The sequence below is a fragment of the Nguyenibacter sp. L1 genome (assembly GCF_035199985.1).
In the GTDB taxonomy this organism is placed as follows: Bacteria; Pseudomonadota; Alphaproteobacteria; order Acetobacterales; family Acetobacteraceae; genus Gluconacetobacter; species Gluconacetobacter vanlangensis.
The window spans coordinates 340,075-356,557 of the sequence record NZ_CP127015.1; the positions used below are offsets into that span (position 1 = coordinate 340,075).

A 16,483-nucleotide genomic window follows, 5' to 3' on the forward strand; every position below is an offset into this window, starting at 1 on the left:
GCGGCGCGCCAAGGAAGATGCCCCATGCCCGACACCGCGCCCGACACTGCGCCCGACGACCCGTCCCTGATCGCCTATGGGCAGCTTGCGCAGCATTTCGCGCGCATCGGCCGCATCCGCAATGCGCTGGGCATCCTGGGCTGGGACAAGGACGTGATGATGCCCGCCGGTGCCGGCGACAGCCGGGCCGAGAGCATCGCGACGCTGAACGTGCTGTGCCACGAGATGCTGACCGACCCGGCGGTCGAGACCCTGCTGCAACAGGCGCACGCCCCCGCCGGGTCATGGGAAGCCGCGAACCTGGCCGAGATGCGCCGGGCCTATCTGCATGCGGCCTCGGTGCCGGCGGACCTGGTCGAGGCCACGTCGCGCGCGGCCTCGCGCTGCGAGATGGCGTGGCGCGAGGCGCGGCGCGACAGCGATTTCGCCATGCTGCTGCCCTATCTGTCCGAGGTGCTGGATCGCACCCGCGAGCTGGCCCAGGCGAAGGGCGCGGCGCTGGGCCTGGCGCCGTACGACGCGCTGCTGGACCAGTACGATCCCGGCACGCGGCGCACGGACATCGACCCGGTCTTCGCCGAACTGCGCCGGGACCTGCCGGCGCTGATCGCCGATGCGCGGGCGCACCAGGCCGCCCTGCCCGCCTCCGCACTGCCGGCCGGCCCCTTTCCCATGCACCGTCAGGAGGCGGTCGGACGGCAGGTCATGCAGGCGCTGGGTTTCGACATGGCGCGGGGGCGGCTGGATGTCAGCATCCATCCGTTCTGCGGCGGCGCCGAGGACGATGTGCGCATCACCACCCGCTATGACGAGAACGACATGCTGAACGCCCTGATGGGCGTGGTGCATGAAACGGGCCACGCGCTGTACGAGCAGGGCCTGCCGCCCGCCTGGCATACGCAGCCGGTCGGCCAGGCGCGCGGCATGAGCCTGCATGAAAGCCAGTCGCTGCTGATGGAGATGCAGGTCGCGCGGTCGCGCCCCTTCATCGACTGGCTGGCGCCGCTGCTGCGCGATGCGTTCGGCGGCGACGATTCGGACCCGGCCTGGTCGGCCGAGTCGCTGTACCATGCCGTGACCCGGGTGCGGCCAGGCTTCATCCGCGTGGACGCGGACGAAGTGACCTATCCCGCCCATGTGCTGGTCCGCTACCAGTTGGAAACCGCGCTGATCGACGGCAGCCTGGCGCTGCGCGACCTGCCGGAAGCGTTCAATGCCGGCATTTTCGACCTGCTGGGCCTGACGGTGCCGAACGATCGGCTGGGCTGCCTGCAGGACATCCACTGGCCGTCTGGCGCGTGGGGATATTTCCCGACCTATACGATGGGGGCGATCCTGGCCGCGCAACTGCGCCAGGCGGCGTTCGATGCCGATCCGGCGATCGGGGCCGGCATCGCCCGGGGCGATTTCGCCCCGCTGCTGGACTGGCTGCGCACCCATGTCCACAGCCAGGCCAGCCGGCTGTCCACGCCCGAGATCATCCGCGCGGCCACCGGGGCGGCGCCGTCGACCGCTTCCTATCGCGCGCATCTGCGCCGACGCTATTGCGGCGCGGCCTGAAACGGGAAGCGCGCAAACAGGAAGGGCCGCCATACGAATCCGGGCGGTTGCCATCGGCGGCCGATCGTGGCGACATGCCGCCGATGGCACGTTTCCTTCCGATCCCGCGCCCGGCCGGCCCGCGCCTGGCCGCCGCCGCGCTGACCCTTCTTCTCTCCTGCGGGACCCCGGCGGCCTGGGCCGCCAAGCCCGCGCCGCCGCTCGACCCGTCCGCGCCGCTGGTGCCGGTCGCTCAAAGCGACGGGCGGGTGTGGAACGCGGTGGTCGTGCTGCCGGATGGACGCATGGTCCTGGATTATCCTGCCTGGACGGGCGGCACGGGCCCGTCGCTGACCGTGCGCGACGCGGACGGCACGCAGCGCCCCTATCCCGACGCCGGATGGCACGACGCAACGCGCGATCCGGCGCGGCGCTTCATCTCGGTCGAGGGGCTGCATCTGACCGGCGACGGGGCGCTGTGGGTGCTGGATAGCGGCATCGGCGCGGACGGGCGCGCCGTGCCGGGCGGTGCCAAGCTGGCGCGGATCGACACCACGGACGGCACGGTGACGCGCATCGTGCCGATCGACCCGGCCGTGCTGCGGCCAGGCAGCCATCCGGCGGGCGTGCGCATCGCCCGCGGCCACGGCTTCGTCGGCGATTCGGGCGTCGCCGGGCTGATCGTGATCGACCTTGGCGACGGGCCGGGCCATGGCGGGCAGCGCCGCCTGCTGGACCATCACCCGTCCTTGACGGCGCAGCGGCCGATCATGACCGGCGGACGCGTGCTGCGGGGGGCGAACGGCCATGTCGCGGCCGTGAACGTGAACCATCTGGAGGTCAGCCCCGACGGTCAGTGGCTGTATTATCAGCCTCTGTGCGGGCCGCTCTACCGGATCGGCACCGACCTGCTGACCGATACCAGCGTCACCGGGGTCGAACTGGATGACGGAGCGACGCTTTGGTACAATACGCCGCCGCTGGGCGGGATGACGGTGGACCGCGATGGCACGCTGTATTTCGACGACGTGTCCACCGGCAGCATTTTCCGCTTCACCGCCGGGCGGATCTATCAGCGGATCGTCGTCGACCCGCGCCTGCGCTGGCCGGCCGAGCCTTATGTTACCCCGGGGGGCCAGCTTTACGTCCCCGTGGCCCAACTGGACCGCACGCCCCGATTCGATGGCGGGCGGGCCGAAGTGCGATGGCCGCTGGACCTGTATCGCGTCGATGTCGGGGCGCTGCCGCCGCCCGCATACTGAACCCGTCCTCGCCCCGATGCGATAGCCGCGCCGGGGTGAACGCGCCCCCTTCGCGGCGGGTCGGCTTGGCGATATGATTGCGCCATGCGTTACGTCTCTACCCGGGGTCAGGCCCCTGTCCGCGATTTTTCCGAGGTCCTGCTGGCCGGCCTTGCCGAGGATGGCGGGCTGTATCTGCCCGAGACCTGGCCCGTCCTGAGCGCCGATGACTGGCGCGCGCTGCGCGGCCTGTCCTATCCCGAACTGGCGGCGCGGATCATCGGGCCCTTCGCCGCCGGCAGCATCGCCCCCGAGACGGTGCGGCGCCTGTGCCATGAGGCCTATGCCGGGTTCGACCATGCGGCGATCGTGCCGCTGGTGCAGGTGGAAGACGGGCTGTTCGTCCAGGAACTGTTCCACGGGCCGACCCTGGCCTTCAAGGACATGGCGATGCAGTTGCTGGGCCGGCTGTTCGACCATGTGCTGGCCGAACGGGACGCGCACGTGACCATCGTGGGCGCGACCTCGGGCGATACGGGGTCGGCGGCGATCGAGGCGTGCCGGGGCCGTACCCGGGTCAAGACCGTCATCCTGCACCCCGAGGGCCGCACCTCGGACGTGCAGCGGCGGCAGATGACCACCGTGCTGGAACCCAACGTGACCAATCTGGCGGTGCAGGGTACGTTCGACGACTGCCAGGACCTGGTGAAGGCGATGTTCGCCGACGCCCCCTTCCGGCAGGAGATGCGCCTGTCGGCTGTCAATTCCATCAACTGGGCCCGCATCGCGGCGCAGATTCCGTACTATGTTTATGCCGCGCTGGCCCTGGGCGCGCCGGATCGCGCGGTCGCCTTTGCGGTGCCGACCGGCAATTTCGGCAACATCCTGGCCGCCTGGGCGGCGCGGCGCATGGGGCTGCCGGTGCGGGCGCTGTGCGTGGGGTCGAACCGCAACGACATCCTGACCCGCTTCCTGCGCGGCAACGACATGAGCGTGCAGGGCGTGGTCCCCAGCCTGTCGCCGTCGATGGACATCCAGGTTTCGTCGAATTTCGAGCGGCTGCTGTTCGAGCTGCTGGACCGGGACGCCGCGTCCTGCGCACGGATCATGACCGATTTCCGCCGGACCGGCCGCATGGCGGTGCCCGACGCGACCTGGCGGCGGGCCGCCGAGCTGTTCCATGCCCTGGCCCTTGACGACGAGGCCACGAAGACCGAAATCCGCAAGCTGTATGCGCAAAGCGGCTACCTGGCCGACCCGCACAGCGCCATCGGGATCGCCGCCGGGCGGATGTTCCGCGAACCGGGCATTCCGATGGTGGCGATGGCGACCGCCCACCCGGCCAAGTTTCCCGACGCGATGGAGGCCGCCATCGGGATTCGCCCCGCCCTGCCGCCGCGGCTGGCGGATCTATTCGACCGGCCCGAACGTTACGAGGTGGTGGCCGCCCGGCTGGACGCGGTCGAAGACCGGGTGCGGGCCGCGGTGCTGAAGAACGCCTGAGCGATTTTTTTTCCATGACCCGGACGTCCGGCCCCGCCGGCCGGACCGTCACGCAGGACCCTGATGACAGAGCAGATCAACGTCACCCGCCTCCCTTCCGGCCTGACGGTCGTTACCGAACATATGGAACGCGTGGAGACCGTATCCTTCGGCGCCTATGTGGCCGCCGGCACGTGCCATGAGCACGCCGCGGAGAACGGCGTCTCGCACTTCCTGGAGCATATGGCCTTCAAGGGGACGGACAGCCGCAGCGCCGCCGGGATCGCCGAGGAGATCGAGAATGTGGGCGGGCACATCAACGCCTATACCGCGCGCGAGCACACGGCCTATTACGTCAAGCTGCTGAAGGAAGACCTGAAGCTGGGGGTCGACATCATCGGCGATATCCTGACCCACAGCACCTTCGCCCCCGACGAGGTGGAGCGCGAGCGCGGGGTCATCCTGCAGGAGATCGGCCAGGCGAACGACACGCCCGACGACATCATCTTCGACCATTTCCAGGAAACCGCGTTTCCCGGCCAGCCGATGGGCCGCCCGACCCTGGGCACCGAGCCCCTGATCCGCGAGATGAGCCGCGAGACGCTGATGCGCTATATGCGCACCCATTACACCACCGCGAACACCGTGATCGCGGCAGCGGGCAACCTGGCGCATGACGACGTGGTGGCGCTGGTCCAGCGGCATTTCGCCGACCTGCCGGCGCAGGCGGGATCGGCCTCGTTCGAATCCCGCTATCTGGGCGGGGAATTCCGCAAGGAGAAGGACCTGGACCAGGCCCATGTGGTGCTGGGCTTTCCGTCCGTCGGCTATGGCGATCCGGATTATTATCCGGTCCTGCTGCTGTCGACCCTGCTGGGGGGCGGCATGTCGTCGCGCCTGTTCCAGGAGATCCGCGAGAAGCGGGGGCTGGTCTATTCGGTCTATTCGTTCAACGCGCCGTTCCGCGACGGCGGACTGTTCGGGATCTATGCCGGCACGGGCGGGGACCAGATCGAGGAACTGGTCCCCGTGACCCTGGAGGAACTGCGCAAGGTGCAGACCCGCATCGGCCAGGATGAGCTGAACCGGGCGCGGGCGCAGTTGAAGTCCTCGCTGCTGATGTCGCTGGAAAGCACCGGCAGCCGCTGCGAGCAACTGGCCCGGCAATTGCAGATATTCGGCCGGCTGATCCCGACCGCCGAGACCGTGGCGCGGATCGACGCGGTGGGCATCGGCGACGTGCAGCGCGTGGCCGCGCGGCTGTTCCGTGGCCGGCCGACCCTGGCATCGCTGGGGCCGGTTAGCCAGATGCCGGACGTCGCCGCCATCGCCGAGGCGCTTGCGGCATGACCGGCGATCCGCTGGACCTGATCGGCGACCTGCTGGCCATGGCCCGCGCGGCCGGCGCCGATGCGGCCGACGCGCTGTACCTGGCGCGCACGACCCAGGGCGTGCAGGTCCGCAACGGCCGGACCGAGGACCTGGAACGATCCGAGACCCAGGACCTGGGCCTGCGGGTGTTCGTCGGGCGCCGGTCGTCCATCGTGTCGGCCACGGGGCTGGACCCCGAGCGGTTCGCGCCCCTGGTCGAGCAGGCGCTGGCCATGGCCCGCGTGGTGCCCGAGGACCCGCATGCCGGGCTGTCGCCCCTGGCGGAGACGGGGTTCGTGGACGGCACGGGCCTGGATCTGCTGGACATGGCGCGTCCGGACACCGCATCGCTGCTCGCGCGCGCGCGCGCGGCCGAGGATGCCGCGCTGTCGGTGGCCGGGGTGACCAACAGCAATGGCGGGTCGGCCACCGCCAGCCTGTCGGACATCGTGCTGATGAGTTCAGCCGGGTTTTCCGGCCGCTATGCGCGCAGCGGCCATTCGGTGTCGGCCAGCGTATTGGCCGGGCACGGCACGGGCATGCAGCGCGACTATGATTATCACAGTGCGGTGCATCTGGCCGACCTGGACGATCCCGCCGCGATCGGACGCAGCGCCGGCGAGCGCACGGTTGCGCGGCTGAATCCCGGCCGGCCGCGCACCGGCAGGATGGCGGTGGTGTACGATCCCCGCGTGTCGGCCAGCCTGCTGGGGCATCTGGCCGGCGCGGTGAACGGCAATGCGATCGCGCGGGGCACGTCCTTCCTGAAGGACCGGATGGGCCAGCGAATCATGCCGGCCGGCCTCGACATCTTGGACGACCCCACGCGACCGCGCGGCCTGGCGGCGCACCCGTTCGACGGCGAAGGCGTGCGGAGCGGCGTGCTGGAGATCGTGCGCGACGGGGTGCTGACGAACTGGGCGCTGGATTCGCGCAGCGCGCGGCAGATCGGGACCACCGGCAATGGCCGGGCCAGCCGTGGACCGTCCGCGCCGCCCGTCCCGTCGCTGGGCAGCCTGTATGCGCGCCCCGGCACCCTGACGCCGGCCGCGCTGATGCAGGACATCGCCGAGGGGATCTATGTCATCGAACTGATGGGATCTGCCATCAACGGCCTGACCGGCGATTACAGCCGCGGGGCTGCGGGATTCATGATCCGGGGCGGCGTGCTGGCCGAACCGGTCGCCGAACTGACCATCGCCGGCAACCTGAACGACATGTTCGCCCGGATGGTACTGGCCGACGACCTGGAATTCCGCCGGGCGACCAACGCGCCGACGATCCGGATCGACGACATGATGATCGCCGGAGCCTGAATACGGCCCCCCGTCGGACAGGCCCAGCACCAGACGGGCCCAGCATCAGACAGGCCCAGCATCAGACAGGACAGGAACAGACCGCATGACCATTCCGACCCGTACCGTCCGGCCTCGCCTGGCGCGCCGTGCGGCGTTCCTGCTGCTGGGCGCGGCCCTCGCGATCGCGCAGGGCGGCCTGGCGTACCAGGCGGATGCCCGGCCGGGCGGCGGGATGTCGCTGGGCAGCCGGGGATCGCGGACCTATAGCGCCCCTGCCCCGACCACGACGGCGCCTTATGGCGCGGCACCGATGCAGCGTTCGATCACGCCGCAATCGCCGTCGCCCCTGGGCGGGTATTCCGGCAATCCCTCCGCCTTCCCGCGTTCGCCGTACGGAGCGCCTTATGGCGCGCCCTATGCGCGGCCGCATCCTTTTGCCGGCGGGTTTCTGGGCGGGCTGCTGGGGGCCGGCCTGTTCGGTGTGCTGTTCGGGCACGGGATTGCCGGCGGGCTGCATGGCGGGGGCAGTTTCTTCGGCTTCCTGATCCAGTTGCTGCTGCTGGGGCTGCTGATCGGCTGGCTGGTCCGGCGGTTTTCGGGCGGCGCCGCGCGACGGATGAGCATGCCGGCGGCGCCCGGGGCCTATGGCCAGGGCCCGGCGCCCGGCCAGTTGACCGTCACCCCGGACGATTACCGCGCATTCCAGCGGCTACTGGTCGATATCCAGGCGGCCTGGAACCAGCAGAACCTGCCGGCGCTGCAGCATATGGCGACACCGGAAATGGTGGGGTATTTCAACGCGCAGCTTTCGGACCTGGCCAGCCGTGGGGCCCGCAACGTGGTCTCGGACGTCCGCTTCGAGCGGGGCGATTTGGCCGAAGCCTGGTCGGAAAACGGCTTCGACTATGCCACCGTCGCCATGCGCTATTCGATGGTGGATATCACCACCGACATGGTCGGCCACGTGATCGACGGCAGCTCGACGGAGCGGGTGACCACGACCGAACTCTGGACCTTCGTCCGGCCGTCGCGCGGCGGGGCATGGCTGTTGTCGGCGATCCAGCAGGCACGGTGACCGGGCCCTACAGCCTGACCAGTGCCAGCGCGTAGATGATCGCGGCCAGCGCCAGCAGCGTCATCGCGGCGCCGATGACGCGGCCGCGATGCCGACGGGCATATTCCGCCGCCTGCGCCGCGGTGAGGGAAATCGGCTGTTCCGTCGGCATCGTCCCTTATCCTCCGATCAGGACATGATCGGCCAGCAGCCCGCAGAACAGCAGGAAGAGATAGGCCAGCGAAAAACGGAAGGCGTGGCGGGCGGGCTTGTCGCCGGTCAGGCTTGTGCCGTCCGCATCCTGCCGATCGCGCAATACCCGCACCGCGCACAAGACGAAACCCGCATCGAGCAGGATCGCGGTCGCGGCATAGAGCCAACCCGCCAGATGCAGGGCCGGCGGCACCAGCGAGACCGCGGACAGCGCCAGCGTGTACCACAGGATCTGCCAGCGCGTATGCCGCGCACCGCGCACCACCGGCAGCATGGGAATGCCGGCCCGGCCGTAATCCTTGCAGGCGTAGAGCGACAGCGACCAGAAATGCGGCGGGGTCCAGAGGAAGATGATCGCGAACATGACGACGGGCATCACGCCCAGCGAACCGGTGGCGGCCGCCCAGCCGATCATCGGCGGAAACGCGCCGGCGGCGCCCCCGATGACGATGTTCTGCGGCGTCGAACGCTTGAGCCACATCGTATAGACCACGGCATAGAAGAAGATCGAGAACCCCAGCACACAGGCCGCCAGCAGGTTGGTGGCCAGCCACATCAGCAGCACCGAGGCCACGGACAGGCCGATGCCGAAGCCCAGCGCGGCATCGGCGCGGATGCGGCCGTCGGGGATCGGGCGGCGGGCGGTGCGGGTCATGACCGCGTCGATATCGCGGTCGTACCACATATTGATCGCCCCGGCCGCGCCCGAGGCCATGCAGATGCACAGGATGGCGATGCAGGCGATCAGCGGGTTGATCCGGCCCGGCGCCATGGCCAGCCCGGCGGCCCCGGTGAACACCACCAGCGAGATCACCCTGGGCTTGAGCAGCGCGACCCAGTCCCTGGCCTCGGTCCCGACCAGGGCGGCGTCGAAGCGGGTCGCGTCCTCGGAAAGGGAGAGGCTCATGCGCCGGCTCCGTGATACGGGAAATCGGCGAAGGCGTCGCGCGGCGCCGGCGTGGCCAGGGTCCATTCAAGGGTACGTGCGCCGGGGCCCCAGTAATTGGCCGCGCGCACCCGCGCGCCGCCGCGCAGCGCCAGGCCGGCGGTCATGACGAAGGCCAGCATCGACAGGCCCAGCAGGATCACCCCCGCCAGCACGCAGGCCGGCCGGTGCGGGGCCAGGCACAGCAGCGTGCCTGCCGTCGCCAGCGCGACATGCAGCCGGCCCCCGCTCTCGGGGCACTGGTGGCCGGTCATCTTGCCGATCCAGTAATAGAACCCGCCGAAGGTCGCGAACAAAGCGGCCGGCAGCGCCACGGCATGGCCGGCCGGAACGCCGCCCAGCCAGGCCAGGGCCGGCCCCGCCAGCAGCAGGGCGGCAAAGGCGCAGGCCCACAGCATCGGCACGCGCAAGACCGGCCGCCCGGCCCGCACCGTCGCGCCCCAGACCGCCAGCAGCACCAGCATCGGCAGGCCGGTCGCCGCCTGCTCGATCACGGGGCGGGCCGCCGGCTGGGCCGCCAGGCCGCCGGAAAACAGGTCATGCACCCAGATCGTGGCCCCGCCGACCGACAGCACCGCCATCGCGCCCAGGGCGGCGGCCCGGCGGCGGAGCGCCACGCCCGAGAAGGTTTCGACCAGTTGGCAGACGATTCCGGCGGCCGGCAGCAGCAGCAGGCCGATTTCGGGACCGGAGAAGGCGCGCAGGGCCGGAACGGCCTGTCCCGCGCCGTGCGGCGCGCCCGCGAGCAGGCCGCGCGTCAGCGACGCCGCCAGGACCGGCAGGGTCACCACCATCATCAGCGCCGTCAGCGCCTGGGCCCAGGCGAAGAGCGGCATCGCGCGCAGGTCCATGCCCGGACGGCGCATGTTCAGCACGGTGGCGGCCATGTTGATGGACCAGCCCAGCATCGCCGCGCACCACAGCAGCATGCCCAGCCCGACCTGCACGCCGGAGAGGACCAGGAGGAAGCTGACGGCAAGGCCGATCCAGGCCAGCAGGGAAGCCCGGCGGGAGGCCATGTCGGGCGCGCCCAGCAGCATCGGCACGAACCAGGTGCCGAACCCGCCCGTCAGGGCCGGCAAGGCGCAGAACAGCACCATCAGCGCGCCATGGTCGATCGCGGCCCGGGCCAGTCCGCCGCCGGAAGCGGCGCCCTGCCCGGCCTGGGCCAGTTGCAGCGGCAGCGCCAGCGCGCCGCCGGTCAGCCCGGCCAGGACGGCAAGCGCCAGATACAGCGTGCCGACATGCCTGTGACTGAAGACGCGACCGCGTCGCGCCGGAAAGCTGCCGGTTCCGACCGCTGCTGGAACCTGGCCCTCTGTCGGCATGCGCCCAACCTCCTGCGACAAGGGGCCGGACGGGCGGCCCTGCTCAATTCGCCGCGACTTTACCGAAGCGTGCGGGGAAAAACGAGCCCCGCCGGGCCCGAAGGGACGCCCCCGGGGGTGCACCAGGGATGTCCTGGGGGAATATCAGGCCCGCGTTTCGGCCGACGGCGCGGCCGGATCGCGCGGCAGGACCACCAGGGTGAACAGCCCCGCGGGCGGCACCGGGTGGATGCTGGCCCGCGCCAGGTCGGCCGGCGGCAGCAGCGATTCGATCGCGAAATCCGGATGCCAGCCCAGCGAGCGCGAGGCACGGGCCATGCTGCGTTCCACCGCCAGGCGCACGCCGCCGGTGGCCAGGAAATGATTGACGAACAGGATATGGCCGCCGGGCCGGACCACGCGCTTCAGTTCGGCCAGCAGGCGGCGCGGATTGGGCACCACCGAGGCGACGAACATCGCCACGGCGACGTCGAACGAGCCGTCGGCGAAGCGCGTGTCCTCGGCATCCATTTCCAGCAGTGCGTCGACATGGCGCAGATTCATGCGCGCCACGCGCTGGCGCGCGCGGTCCAGCATGTCGCCGGACAGGTCGATGCCGGTGATGCGCTTGTCCGACCGGTAATGCGGCAGCGCCAGGCCGGTGCCCACCCCGACTTCGAGCACCGCGGTGCCGGGCAGGCTGTTGACCGCCGCGACCGCGCGCTTGCGGCCGAATGCCGACACGCCGCCGAACAGCGCGTCATAGACCCCCGCCCAACGGCGATAGGCGGCTTTCACGGCCTCGGCATCCAGGGCGGAACGCGGGGCGGGCGTATAGCCCCCAACGGCGGTCGCCGCCCCACTGGCCTCGGGCGAGGCATCTTGAAGAACTTCGCTCATCAGGAATCCTCTCTGCCCTGCCGGGCGATTGTCTTCAAGTGGCCACGGGCGCGCGTCACGCCGTCAGGCCACAAATCCGCCCGCGCCGTCGCCTGCGCCCTCCAGCCGGCGCAGGATGCAATCCCAGATCAGGCCGGCGGAATTGATGCCGTCGAAGCGGTCCATTTCCTGCAGCCCGGTCGGCGAGGTCACGTTGATTTCGGTCAGCCAGTCGCCGATCACGTCGATCCCGACGAAGATCAGCCCCTTCTCGCGCAGCATCGGGCCGATCGCCGCGCAGATCTCGCGGTCGCGGGGGGTCAGCGCGACCTGCACCGCCTTGCCGCCGACATGCATGTTCGACCGCGCCTCGCCCTCGGCCGGGACACGGTTGATCGCGCCGATCGGCTGCCCGTCGGCCAGGATGATCCGCTTGTCGCCGCGCCGCACCGCCGGTTCATAACGCTGGATCATCAGCGGCTCGCGCGAGCGGGCGAAATGCATTTCCAGCAGGGCGTTCAGGTTTTCGTCGTCCTCGCGGATGCGGAACACCCCGGCGCCGCCATTGCCGAACAGCGGCTTGACGATGATGTCGCGCCATTCGGCGCGGAAATCGCGGATGGCCTGCTGGTCCCACGTCACCAGGGTCGGCGGCATCAGGTTGGGATAATGGGTGACCAGCAGCTTCTCGGGCGCGTTGCGCACCGACGCCGGGTCGTTGACCACCAGGGCGCGGTCCGGGCCGATGCCGTGGACATGTTCCAGCATATGGGTGGCGGTGATATAGGCCATGTCGAAGGGCGGGTCCTGCCGCATCAGGATGACGTCCATCTGCGACAGGTCCAGGATCCGTTCCTCGCCCAGGGTCGCATGGTCGCCCCTGACGCGCCGGACGGCGGCCGGGCGGGCGCGGGCAGTCAGGCGCTCGGCGCGGACGGCGCCGTGGCGGCCCTCACGCAGGCTGAGTCCCTGGACGTGGTAGACGAACAGCTCGTACCCCCGCGCCTGGGCCTCGAGCATCAGGGCGAAGGTCGAATCGCCGTTTATGTCGATCCCGGCCAGGGGATCCATCTGCACGGCAACCTTCAGCGGGCGGGACATGGACGCAACCTCCGGACGCGATTCGAACCCCGAACGACGTCAAGGGTCGTCCGCCCCCGCTTCTTAATCGAGTTCGGGGTATCGAAAAACCTCATAACACGCTGGCGGAAGCGGATTGCTGCGCGCCGTCCGGTTCGGGATAGGCGATCCGCAGGATTTCGATGATCTCGGCCCCGGCCGGCGTCATCAGCCGGACCTCGTCCCCGACCCGCCCGCCCAGCACGGCGCGGGCGACGGGCGAGGCCAGGCTGACCTGGCCCGCGGCGAGATCGGCCTCGTCCACCCCCAGGATGGTGACCGTGCGTTCCTCGTCCGTCTCGGTCGCATAGGTCACGGTGGCGCCGAAGAAGACGCGGTCGCGCCGGGTCTGGGCGGCGGGATCGACGACGATCGCCTTCTCGATCCGGCGGGTCAGGAAACGCGCCCGGCGATCGATCTCGCGCAGGCGCTTCTTGCCGTAGAGATAGTCGCCGTTTTCCGAGCGATCGCCGTTTCCGGCCGCCCAGGAGACGATTTCGACGATTCGCGGCCGCTCGTCGCGCAGCAGGGCGTTCAGCTCGCCGCGCATCGCGGCTAGGCCGGCCGCCGTCATGTAGCGCGACACCCCATCCGGCGCGCGGGGGCGGTCGTCGTCGTCGTCGTCATCGGTCATGAAGGCCATTTTGCCCGAGCGTCCCGAATCTGAAACCCTTCGGGTGGAAAAATCGTGGCGGAGTAGCATGACGGCAAGAACCGGGCGGACTCAGCACCCCGTGAGGGCAAGACGGATATGGCCTTCCAGCTTGCGGCCGGGAGCGAGGATTCGCAGGCCCCCGTCGGCCACGCCCGGGTGGTTCAGGGCATCGTTCATGTGGGTCACCGGTTCGACGGCGATGAAGGGCCGGCCGGGCGGGGTATAGAGAACCAGGTGGCGAAACGGGTCGTCGGCCGAGATCGTCAGCGCCAGATTGTCCTGCGGCCAGCGCAGGAAGGCCGCGCCGCTCCATTCCGCATAGCAATGATCGATCGCCTGCGCGCCGATGAGGCGCATCTGCTCGAACGACCACTCGCCCGTGGCGGGCACACGCAGCGCCGGCAGGTGGCGGTCGTCGTTGGTCCAGACGGTGCCGGCGGAAAATCCCAGATGCAGGGCGCCGCGCCGGGGAAAATAGGGATGGAATCCCAGGCCCGCCGGCTGCGGATGCTGATCGGTATTTTCGATCATCATGCCGATCGACAGCCCGTCCTGCCGCAGGTCGAATCGCAGTTGCGCGCGATAGGCGAAGGGCCATTGCGGATTCGGATGACGGGGATCCAGGTGCGGATTCCAGGACAGGCCCAGGGTGGCGCTGTCGTCGGACAGCAATTCCAGCCGCCAGGCATGTTCCCAGCCATTGCCGTGGATGACATGGGGCTCGCCGGCGAAGTTCGGCCGCATCCGGTATGGCACGCCGTCGAACTGGAAGCAGCCATCCGCCACCCGGTTGGAAAACGGCACCAGCGGATAGGCGGCGACCGCGCGGCCCCGCTGGGCCAGCAGGTTGGGGTCCGCGACGGCATGCAGGATATCGAGCCCGCCGCTCGTCCAATAGGCGACGGCTCCGCCCAGGCCGGGCAGCAATCCCAGCCGCGCCGAGCCCGCCGCCAGTTCGATCATGCGCTGCTCCGGCATATGCTGCCCTGGCATAAGCTGCTCTGGCATAGGCCACCCTGCCCTGTTGCTTTCGGCGTATCTTCACGCGGCCGGGCGATTCGGCCCAATCACGATCCCCAATCACGATCCATGTCGGGCGGGCCGCCCTATCGCGCGCCGCGACGCCGGGGGCCGCGCCCCTTGGACGGGTCGTAGCCACCCCCGCCCGGCCCCAGCGGTTCGGGGACCTTGGCCCCCTTGCGGCGGGGCGGCCGGCCGGACGTGGCCGGCGTGCCGCCGGTCGAGACCGGGGCCGGGGCCGGTTCCAGCCCCAGTTCCAGCGCCTCGAGCCGCTTGATCTCGTCGCGCAGCCGGGCCGCCGTCTCGAATTCCAGGTCGGCGGCGGCGGCGCGCATGCGCTTTTCCAGTTCGGCGATCGTGCTGCCCAGGTCCTTGCCGACGAATTCGCCGACCGTCTCGCCCTTGAGCGGCGAGACGGTGACGTAATCCTGCTCGAACACCGAGGACAGGGCCTCGCCGATCTGCTTGCGGACCGATTGCGGGGTGATGCCGTGCGCCGCGTTCCATGCCGACTGTTTTTCGCGCCGGCGGGCGGTCTCCTCGACCGCGTAGCGCAGGCTGTCGGTCATGGTGTCGGCATAGAGCAGCACGCGCCCGTCGACATTGCGCGCGGCGCGGCCGATCGTCTGGATCAGCGAGGTGCGCGAGCGCAGGAATCCTTCCTTGTCCGCGTCCAGGATCGCGACCAGCGAACATTCGGGAATGTCCAGCCCTTCGCGCAGCAGGTTGATGCCGATCAGCACGTCGAAGGCGCCCAGCCGCAGGTCGCGGATGATCTCGATCCGCTCCAGCGTATCGACGTCGGAATGCAGATAGCGGACGCGGATCCCGGATTCGTTCATGTAATCGGTCAGGTCTTCGGCCATGCGCTTGGTCAGGGTGGTGACCAGCACCCGGCCGCCGGCCGCGATCGTCAGGCGGCATTCGGCCAGCAGGTCGTCGACCTGCCGCTCGACCGGACGGATATCGGTGACGGGATCAATCAGGCCGGTCGGGCGGATGACCTGCTCGGCGAACACGCCGCCCACCCGCTCCATCTCCCACGGTCCGGGGGTGGCGCTGACGAACAGGGTCTGGGGCCGGAACTTGTCCCATTCGGCGAATTTCAGCGGCCGGTTGTCCAGGCAGGACGGCAGGCGGAAGCCGAATTCGGACAGGATGGATTTGCGCGCATAGTCGCCGCGTTCCATGCCGCCGATCTGCGGCACGGTGACGTGGCTCTCATCGACGATCAGCAGCGCGTCCTCGGGCAGATATTCGAACAGGGTCGGCGGCGGCTCGCCCGGCTTGCGGCCGGACAGGTAGCGGGAATAATTCTCGATTCCCTTGCACACGCCGGTGGTCTCGATCATTTCGAGATCGAAGGTCGTGCGCTGCTGCAGCCGTTCGATCTCGAGCAGCTTGCCCTCATCGGCCAGTTCGGCCAGGCGCTGGCGCAGCTCGTGCTTGATGCCCACCACCGCCTGGTTCAGCGTGGGGCGCGGCGTCACATAGTGACTGTTGGCATAGACGCTGATGTCCTGCAGGTCGCCCGTCTTGTCGCCGGTCAGCGGATCGAACTCGATGATCGAATCGATCTCGTCGCCGAACAGCGAGACCCGCCAGGCCCGGTCCTCGTTCTGCACCGGAAAGATATCGATGCTCTCGCCGCGCACCCGGAAGGTGCCGCGCTGGAAGGCCGCGTCGTTGCGGCGATATTGCAGTTCGACCAGCGCCTTGACCAGCCGCTCGCGATCGATCTCGCCCCCCGTTTCCAGCCGCACCACCATGCGTGAATAGGTTTCGACCGAGCCGATACCATAGATGCACGACACCGAGGCCACGATGATGACGTCGTTGCGTTCCAGCAGCGCCTGGGTGGCGGCGTGGCGCATCCGGTCGATCTGCTCGTTGATCTGACTGTCTTTTTCGATATAGGTGTCCGAGCGCGGGACATAGGCCTCGGGCTGGTAGTAATCGTAGTAGCTGACGAAATATTCCACCGCGTTGTCGGGGAAGAACTGCTTCATCTCGCCATAGAGCTGGGCGGCCAGGGTCTTGTTCGGCGCCAGCACCAGGGTCGGCTTCTGCGTGGCCTCGATGATCTTGGCCATGGTGAAGGTCTTGCCCGAGCCGGTGACGCCCAGCAGCACCTGGTCGCGTTCGCCCGCCGCGATCCCCGCGACCAGTTCGGCGATCGCCTGGGGCTGGTCGCCCGCCGGTTCGTAGGGCGCGCTGATGGTCAGGCGCCGCGTCTTTTCCTTCGGCGGCTGCCGTTCGGGCTGGAAGGTCACGATTTCGGCGGACGGATCGGGACGGCGGGCTTTGGCGCGGGCGGGTGCGGGCATGGGGTGGACTGTGGGGACGGCACGGGCCGGAC

General features: G+C 69.5%; 14 protein-coding genes. 6 read left to right on the forward strand and 8 right to left on the reverse strand.

All coding sequences use genetic code 11. The annotated features are described in order from the left end of the window. Positions 1-24: 24 nt before the first annotated feature. From QN315_RS01525 to QN315_RS01550, 6 genes are all read left to right on the forward strand, one after another. A complete protein-coding gene (locus QN315_RS01525; protein ID WP_323991208.1) occupies positions 25-1,560 on the forward strand; it encodes a carboxypeptidase M32 in 1,536 nt (511 codons plus the stop codon). 83 nt (positions 1,561-1,643) lie between these two features. Beyond that, positions 1,644-2,801, forward strand: a complete 1,158-nt coding sequence (locus tag QN315_RS01530) for an L-dopachrome tautomerase-related protein (RefSeq protein WP_323991209.1) — start codon at positions 1,644-1,646, stop codon at positions 2,799-2,801. A gap of 84 nt (positions 2,802-2,885) precedes the next feature. Beyond that, entirely contained in the window at positions 2,886-4,283 is a 1,398-nt protein-coding gene (gene thrC / locus QN315_RS01535) for a threonine synthase (protein WP_323991210.1), read from the forward strand. 63 nt (positions 4,284-4,346) lie between these two features. Next, complete coding sequence (locus tag QN315_RS01540) at positions 4,347-5,612, forward strand: pitrilysin family protein (RefSeq protein ID WP_323991211.1); 1,266 nt, start codon at positions 4,347-4,349, stop codon at positions 5,610-5,612. Beyond that, on the forward strand, positions 5,609-6,949 hold the full coding sequence (locus QN315_RS01545) for a TldD/PmbA family protein (protein ID WP_323991212.1): 1,341 nt from the start codon (positions 5,609-5,611) through the stop codon (positions 6,947-6,949). Before QN315_RS01540 ends, QN315_RS01545 begins: the two co-directional genes overlap by 4 nt. 85 nt (positions 6,950-7,034) lie before the next feature. Then, complete coding sequence (locus QN315_RS01550; protein ID WP_323991213.1) at positions 7,035-8,006, forward strand: Tim44-like domain-containing protein; 972 nt, start codon at positions 7,035-7,037, stop codon at positions 8,004-8,006. A gap of 7 nt (positions 8,007-8,013) precedes the next feature. Here the strand turns inward: QN315_RS01550 and QN315_RS01555 are convergent, their stop codons facing one another. The 8 genes from QN315_RS01555 to uvrB form a co-directional block, all read right to left on the reverse strand. Further along, positions 8,014-8,157 (reverse strand): hypothetical protein, encoded by a 144-nt coding sequence (locus tag QN315_RS01555; RefSeq protein WP_323991214.1) that lies wholly within the window; start codon positions 8,155-8,157, stop codon positions 8,014-8,016. Between the two features lie 6 nt (positions 8,158-8,163). After that, complete coding sequence (locus tag QN315_RS01560; RefSeq protein WP_323991215.1) at positions 8,164-9,105, reverse strand: heme o synthase; 942 nt, start codon at positions 9,103-9,105, stop codon at positions 8,164-8,166. After that, the gene (locus QN315_RS01565; RefSeq protein WP_323991216.1) at positions 9,102-10,472 is read right to left on the reverse strand and encodes a cbb3-type cytochrome c oxidase subunit I; all 1,371 of its coding nucleotides are present in this window, start codon (positions 10,470-10,472) and stop codon (positions 9,102-9,104) included. Before QN315_RS01565 ends, QN315_RS01560 begins: the two co-directional genes overlap by 4 nt. Before the next feature lie 144 nt (positions 10,473-10,616). Next, on the reverse strand, positions 10,617-11,351 hold the full coding sequence (locus tag QN315_RS01570) for a class I SAM-dependent methyltransferase (RefSeq protein WP_323991217.1): 735 nt from the start codon (positions 11,349-11,351) through the stop codon (positions 10,617-10,619). A 63-nt stretch (positions 11,352-11,414) separates the two neighbouring features. Beyond that, a complete protein-coding gene (gene gshB / locus QN315_RS01575) occupies positions 11,415-12,431 on the reverse strand; it encodes a glutathione synthase (RefSeq protein WP_323991218.1) in 1,017 nt (338 codons plus the stop codon). A 91-nt stretch (positions 12,432-12,522) separates the two neighbouring features. Then, a complete protein-coding gene (greB, locus tag QN315_RS01580) occupies positions 12,523-13,083 on the reverse strand; it encodes a transcription elongation factor GreB (RefSeq protein WP_323991219.1) in 561 nt (186 codons plus the stop codon). Between the two features lie 90 nt (positions 13,084-13,173). After that, positions 13,174-14,097 (reverse strand): aldose 1-epimerase, encoded by a 924-nt coding sequence (locus QN315_RS01585; RefSeq protein WP_323991220.1) that lies wholly within the window; start codon positions 14,095-14,097, stop codon positions 13,174-13,176. 113 nt (positions 14,098-14,210) lie between these two features. Continuing rightward, positions 14,211-16,451 (reverse strand): excinuclease ABC subunit UvrB, encoded by a 2,241-nt coding sequence (uvrB, locus tag QN315_RS01590; protein WP_323991221.1) that lies wholly within the window; start codon positions 16,449-16,451, stop codon positions 14,211-14,213. Positions 16,452-16,483: the final 32 nt, after the last annotated feature.

What these genes read in the sequence shown, in the direction of transcription:
- QN315_RS01585 (WP_323991220.1), bottom strand. Translation starts at nt 14,097, where the DNA reads ATGCCAGGGCAGCATATGCCGGAGCAGCGCATGATCGAACTGGCGGCG.
- thrC (WP_323991210.1), top strand. Translation starts at nt 2,886, where the DNA reads ATGCGTTACGTCTCTACCCGGGGTCAGGCCCCTGTCCGCGATTTTTCC.
- gshB (WP_323991218.1), bottom strand. Translation starts at nt 12,431, where the DNA reads ATGTCCCGCCCGCTGAAGGTTGCCGTGCAGATGGATCCCCTGGCCGGG.
- QN315_RS01545 (WP_323991212.1), top strand. Translation starts at nt 5,609, where the DNA reads ATGACCGGCGATCCGCTGGACCTGATCGGCGACCTGCTGGCCATGGCC.
- QN315_RS01570 (WP_323991217.1), bottom strand. Translation starts at nt 11,351, where the DNA reads ATGAGCGAAGTTCTTCAAGATGCCTCGCCCGAGGCCAGTGGGGCGGCG.
- QN315_RS01555 (WP_323991214.1), bottom strand. Translation starts at nt 8,157, where the DNA reads ATGCCGACGGAACAGCCGATTTCCCTCACCGCGGCGCAGGCGGCGGAA.
- uvrB (WP_323991221.1), bottom strand. Translation starts at nt 16,451, where the DNA reads ATGCCCGCACCCGCCCGCGCCAAAGCCCGCCGTCCCGATCCGTCCGCC.
- QN315_RS01560 (WP_323991215.1), bottom strand. Translation starts at nt 9,105, where the DNA reads ATGAGCCTCTCCCTTTCCGAGGACGCGACCCGCTTCGACGCCGCCCTG.
- QN315_RS01530 (WP_323991209.1), top strand. Translation starts at nt 1,644, where the DNA reads ATGGCACGTTTCCTTCCGATCCCGCGCCCGGCCGGCCCGCGCCTGGCC.
- QN315_RS01550 (WP_323991213.1), top strand. Translation starts at nt 7,035, where the DNA reads ATGACCATTCCGACCCGTACCGTCCGGCCTCGCCTGGCGCGCCGTGCG.
- QN315_RS01540 (WP_323991211.1), top strand. Translation starts at nt 4,347, where the DNA reads ATGACAGAGCAGATCAACGTCACCCGCCTCCCTTCCGGCCTGACGGTC.
- QN315_RS01525 (WP_323991208.1), top strand. Translation starts at nt 25, where the DNA reads ATGCCCGACACCGCGCCCGACACTGCGCCCGACGACCCGTCCCTGATC.
- QN315_RS01565 (WP_323991216.1), bottom strand. Translation starts at nt 10,472, where the DNA reads ATGCCGACAGAGGGCCAGGTTCCAGCAGCGGTCGGAACCGGCAGCTTT.
- greB (WP_323991219.1), bottom strand. Translation starts at nt 13,083, where the DNA reads ATGACCGATGACGACGACGACGACGACCGCCCCCGCGCGCCGGATGGG.